Genomic DNA, 5,374 nt, shown 5'->3' with positions numbered 1-5,374 from the left:
TTGATGTCCAGCAAGGTCGAGGCGACGAGCACGAAGTCGCTCGCGACGTCCAGGTCGAGGTCGCGCATACGCTCGACCTCCTCGAGGTACTGGTTCGCGACCTCGGCGATGGAGATGGAGCCGATGGTGACCTTCTGCCTCGTGACGAGCTGCAGGAGCAGGTCGAACGGCCCGGAGAACGCCTGGGTGCGAACCTTGTAGGACACCTACATCACCGCCTGGACCAAAAGGTCATAGAGATTGCCGGCGGTGAGGTCCAGGAAGGCCCCCACCGGGTCGACGCCGAGGAAGCTCGGAAGCACATAGAGCGCGATGATGAGCACCGGCATGGCATAGGCCTGGATGCGGTAGTACTCCTCGCGCGCGCGACCGTGGAGCAGCGGCATGATGACCTTGGACCCGTCGAGCGGCGGGAACGGGATCAGGTTGAAGAACGCGAGGGTGAGATTCACGTAGATGTAGGTCGTGGTGATGCGCACGGCCCACATGAGGCCCGCCTGGCCGAGCACGGAGAGAATCGCAGCGCGCGAGGACCACACCATGCCGAACAGCGCGGTGCCCACAAGCGCCTGCAAAAGATTCGACACAGGCCCTGCGAGCGCGACGATCACCTCGTCGCGACGCGGGTTGCGCAGCCGGTTGGGGTTGTACGGAACGGGCTTCGCGAAGGCGAACATCGGCCCTCCCATGAGTGCCATGATCAGCGGGAGCGCGACGGAGCCGAAGCCGTCGAGGTGCGCCCGCGGGTCGAGCGTGAGGCGACCGGCCTCCTTTGCGGTCGCGTCGCCGCACCTGAGCGCCGCCCACCCATGGGCGACCTCATGCACCGTGGCGGAGAACATGACGAGCAGGACCGAGACGGCGATGCTCGCCAGCTGCTCGATGGAAAACGTCTGGAACACGCGTGCTCCCCTCTCGCGGCGTCAGCGCAGCGAGGCGGCGACCTTGCAGATCGCCCAATCGATGATGAACAAGAGTATCGCGAAGACGGCGAAGTCACCGCGGAAGGCCCCGCCAAACGGGGTCTGGATCACGAGGACGCCGTCGAGCGCATCGGGAAGAATCCCCGAGAGCGCCGAGTTGAGCGGCAGGATAGCGGCCCTCAGCTGGCCCGACGCGAAGACATCGGCGACCACGAGCGCGACGACCGCCCAGCCGGCGAACCGCAGGGCGAACGCGACGGCCCCCAGAAGGGCGCCGCCGGGGTTGTCGTGCGAGGCGCTAGACATCGGCGGACTCGATCTTCTCGGAGAGCTCCATCCACTCCTCCTCGAGCGCGGGGATCTTGCGCGCGAGCGCGTTGTACTCCTTCATGCACTCGTCGAACTTCGCGGAGTCGTTGTAGAGCGACTCGTCGGCCATCAGGGCCACGAGCTCGTCGTAGCGCTTCTGCGCAGGCGTGAGGGCGGCCTCGACCTCCTTCAGGCGCTTCTTCTCCTTCTTGAGCGCCTGGTTGCGGCGCTTGCGCTCCTCGGCCTCCGCGCGGCGCTGCTCGCGGGTCTTCACGTTGCGGCCCGAGGGGGCCTCGGCGACGGGCTCGGGCGAGCGCTTGCCGGAAGGCGCGGGCGCCTCGCCGGCCGCCGCGGCCTCGAGCTCGGCGCGCTTGAAGAGGAAGTAGTCGTAGTCGCCGTCGTAGAGCGTCACCTTGTGGTCGCGGACGTCGACGACTTTGTTCGCGACGGCGCGGACGAGGTGCTCGTCGTGGCTGATGAGCACGATGGTGCCGGGGAACTTGATGAGCGCCTGCTCGAGCACGTCGACCGAGTCGATGTCGAGGTGGTTCGTGGGCTCGTCGAGCAGGATCAGCGGGTCGGGCGCGACGAGCATCTTCGCGAGGGCGAGGCGGGCGCGCTCGCCGCCGGAGAGGACGCCCACACGCTTCTCGACGTCGTCGCCGTGAAAGAGGAAGGCGCCGAGCAGCCTGCGCTCCTCGGAGGAGGTCCAGCCGCGGGCGACGGTGTCCATCTCGGCCATGACGGTGTTCGCCTCGTTGAGCTCCTCGAGCTGGTGCTGGGCGTAGTAGGCCATCGTGACGTTCTGGCCGAGCTCGACCTTGCCGGCGTCGGGCTTGAGCTTGCCGTTGATGAGCTTCATGAGCGTGGACTTGCCGGCGCCGTTGGGGCCGACGAGCGCCACGTGGTCGCCGCGGTAGAGCTTGAGGTCGACGCCCTCGTAGACGTGGTTGTCGCCGAAGGACTTCGAGACTCCCTCAAGGCCGATGACCATGTCGCCCGTGCGGGGAGGCTCGGGGAAGCTGAAGCTCATGTGTTTATTGCCCTCGGGGAGGATGACGAGCTCGCTCTTTATCTGCTCGATCTTCTTCATGCGCTCCTGAGCCTGGGCGGCCTTGGTCGGCTTGTAGCGGAACTTGTCGACGAAGACCTGCATGTGGGCGATCTCGCGCTCCTGCGCGGCGCGCTTGGCGCGCATCTGCTCGAGGTTGTCCTCGCGCTGCTTGAGGTAGGAGCTGTAGTTGCCGGTATAGGTGGTGATCCTGCGGTTCTCGACGGCGGCGACGTGGCTCACGCAGGCGTCCATGAACGCGCGGTCGTGGCTGACGAGGAGCACCGCGCCGTCGTAGCCCTGCAGGAAGGTCTCGAGCCACTTGACGCTCTCGAGGTCGAGGTGGTTGGTCGGCTCGTCGAGCATGAGCAGGTCGGGGTGGCGCAGCAGGAGCTTCGAGAGGCTGATGCGCATCTGCCAGCCGCCGGAGAAGTCCTCGGCGGGTTTGTCGAAGTCCTCTACCGGGAAGCCGAGGCCGGCGAGGATCTGGCGGGCGCGGGCCTCGAGCTCGTAGCCGCCGAGTCGCTCGAAGCGGTCCTGGGCGTGCCCGTACTCCTCGAGCAGGCGATCGAGCTCGGGGCCGGTGGTGGTCGAGATCTTCGCCTCGAGCTCGGAGACCTTGCGCTCCCAGGTCTTGACCTCGTGCGCGGAGTCGACGACCTCTGCGAGCGCCGACTTGCCGCCCATGAGCTTGGACTCCTGCTCCAGGTAGCCCACGGTCGTGTCCTTGGCGAAGCTAATGGTGCCCTCGTCGCTGGACTCCAGGCCCATGAAGATCTTTAAGAAGGTCGTCTTGCCGGAGCCGTTGGGCCCGACGAGCGCCCAACGCTCACCGGCGTTGAGCTGCAGCGTGGCGCCGGTGTAGAGCACGCGGCCGCCGAAGGATTTGGATACTTTGTCTGCGAGTGCGATCAAGTGCTTAGCTCCTCGGGTGCTACGTAGTTTCAACCTGTCCAGTATAGGGCATGGATTTTGGCCGGCCGGCTCAACCACAGCTTCCCCAAAGCCCGCGGGGACAATGTTGTCCCGCCGCGAGGCTACAATCTTGGTTGGACAAAAGCCGAGGAATCACGGAGTCATACCATGCCATCCAAACACAGGAACGATGCCTTCGACGGACTGAGGGGGCTCGCGATCGTCGCGGTGGTCGCCTACCACGCGAACCAGGCGCTCCTCCCTGGCGGCTTCATCGGAGTCACGGTCTTCTTTGTGCTGGCGGGCTACCTCGCCACGATGTCCGTCACGCGCAGGCTCTCGAGCGAGAAGGGCTTCTCGTACCCGGGGTTCATCGTCTCGAGGGTGCGCAGGCTGCTCCCGTCGATGCTCGTCGTGGTCGCGGCCACGATGCTGCTCTCGTTCTACTTCGCGCCGGCGCTCCTTGCCAAGGCGCGCGGCGACGCGCTGCCCGCGCTGCTGTTCTTCGACAACATCCACTACATCGTCAACAAAGTGAGCTACTTCGCCGCCTCCGGGCTCCCCTCCCCGCTCACCCACTTCTGGTACCTCGGCGTCTTCATGCAGTTCACGATCGTATGGCCGCTCTTCGTCATGGGTACATGGCGGGCCGGCTGCTCGAGGAAGGCGGTCTGCGCGGGAACCGCGGCTCTCGCGGTCGCCTCCGCCATCGCCATGGGCGCGCTCTTCGACCCCGCGGCGGACACAGCGCGAGTCTACTACGGGACCGACACCCGCGCCTTCGAGCTGCTGCTCGGTGCGCTCACCGCGATCGCGACCATGGGAGGCGGTCTCTCGCGCGCGGCCTCGGTCCTGCCCCGGGCAAAGAAGGCCTCCGGCGAGGACGATGGGCGTAGGGTGCCCGAGGGGGCGCTCGGTCTCGCGTGCCTCGCCGTTCTTTTGGCCATGTGCGTCTGGATGAACGGCAGGGACGCGTTTGCCTACAGGGGAGGGATATTCCTCGCCGCGGTGGCAACGGCCGTGCTCGTCGCAGTCCTCGCGGAGCCCGAGCCCACGCTGCTCGCGCGCGCCCTCGGAGCGAGGCCCCTGGCAGCCCTCGGCAAGCGGAGCCTCTCGATCTACCTGTGGCACTACCCGCTGCTGCTCCTCATGAACCCGGCGACGAGGACGACCGCCCTGCCATGGTGGGGCTGGGTCCTCGAGGTCGTCGCCATCCTCGCGGTCTCCGAGGCGAGCTACCGCCTCGTGGAGCGCTCGCGCGGGCCCGTGCTGGGGCTGGCGAGGCCGGTGGCGGTCGCGGGGGCCGTGAGCCTCGCGTGCGTCGCTGTCCTGTGCGCGGTCCCGATGGCGGCCCCTGCGGACTCGAGGCCGCAGAGTGAGGCCCTCAGCGCGGAAGAGAAGAAGGCGGCCGCAGACGCCGCGGCCCAGGCGCGCAAGGAGGCGAAGTCCCAGACCTACGACCTCTCGGGGACTTACTTCGCCGGGACCGACTTCGCGGCAGCCGTCGACCAGATCAACTCCACGAGCTTCTCGGTCGATGCGCAGACGGGCGCGACCGACGCGAGCGTCATCCTCATCGGAGACTCGGTTCCCGACGACGCGAGCAGCGAGTTCTACGAGATCTTCCCGAACGGGTACATGGACGCGAAGATCGGGCGTCAGCTCACCGCGGGACCGGACGCCTACCGTGCCTGCCAGGAGGCCGGGCGCGACGGCGACGTCGTCGTGTGGTCGCTCGCTGACAACGGCTGGGTCACCGAGGACCAGGTAAGGGAGCTCATCGACTGCGTGGATGCCTCGAAGAAGGTCTACATCGTCACCTGCCGCTGCCCCGACCCGTGGCAGGACTCCAACAACGAGGCGATCTGGGCCGCGGCCCAGGGCCGCGACAACGTGGGCGTCATCGACTGGAACGCGGAGAGCGCAGGCCACGACGACTGGTTCTGGAACGATGGGGAGCACGTACGCCCCGAGGGCGCCCAGGCCTACGTCATGATGCTGCGCCGATACATCAGAGGCCGTTAGGCAATCATCCCGTGACAGACGCCTGCGATCCTCCTTGGTGCGGATCACAGGCGTCTGCGACGTGGGTGTAAACGGTTGAAAAAAGAGACCCTCCCGATTTGGGAGGGTCTCGAACAATCATGGTGGAGAATAGGGGGTTCGAACCCCTGAC

General features: G+C 66.7%; 5 protein-coding genes. 1 reads left to right on the top strand and 4 read right to left on the bottom strand.

Annotated features, from left to right (window positions below; translation table 11 throughout):
• The 4 genes from ACT84W_RS08140 to ACT84W_RS08125 form a co-directional block, all read right to left on the bottom strand.
• The coding region (locus tag ACT84W_RS08140) for a segregation and condensation protein A (protein ID WP_444328840.1) at positions 1-206 on the bottom strand (206 nt) is incomplete at its 3' end.
• Entirely contained in the window at positions 207-902 is a 696-nt protein-coding gene (locus tag ACT84W_RS08135; protein WP_432290547.1) for a site-2 protease family protein, read from the bottom strand. It lies immediately after the preceding gene.
• Between the two features lie 21 nt (positions 903-923).
• Entirely contained in the window at positions 924-1,229 is a 306-nt protein-coding gene (locus tag ACT84W_RS08130) for a hypothetical protein (protein ID WP_432290548.1), read from the bottom strand.
• The gene (locus ACT84W_RS08125; protein WP_417576621.1) at positions 1,222-3,198 is read right to left on the bottom strand and encodes an ABC-F family ATP-binding cassette domain-containing protein; all 1,977 of its coding nucleotides are present in this window, start codon (positions 3,196-3,198) and stop codon (positions 1,222-1,224) included. The genes ACT84W_RS08130 and ACT84W_RS08125 overlap by 8 nt, the downstream gene beginning before the upstream one ends.
• A gap of 168 nt (positions 3,199-3,366) precedes the next feature.
• Here ACT84W_RS08125 and ACT84W_RS08120 point away from each other — a divergent pair, with 168 nt between their 5' ends.
• Entirely contained in the window at positions 3,367-5,223 is a 1,857-nt protein-coding gene (locus ACT84W_RS08120) for an acyltransferase family protein (protein WP_444328839.1), read from the top strand.
• Positions 5,224-5,374 lie beyond the last annotated feature (151 nt).

It is taken from the genome of Paratractidigestivibacter sp. (assembly GCF_052362415.1).
GTDB lineage: Bacteria > Actinomycetota > Coriobacteriia > Coriobacteriales > Atopobiaceae > Paratractidigestivibacter.
Note: the sequence above shows the minus strand (reverse complement) of the source record. Positions and strands in the feature narration are given on the sequence as shown.

Bases quoted from the DNA above. Each gene is read 5' to 3' on its own strand.
- ACT84W_RS08130 (WP_432290548.1), bottom strand. From the start codon at position 1,229: ATGTCTAGCGCCTCGCACGACAACCCCGGCGGCGCCCTTCTGGGGGCC.
- ACT84W_RS08120 (WP_444328839.1), top strand. From the start codon at position 3,367: ATGCCATCCAAACACAGGAACGATGCCTTCGACGGACTGAGGGGGCTC.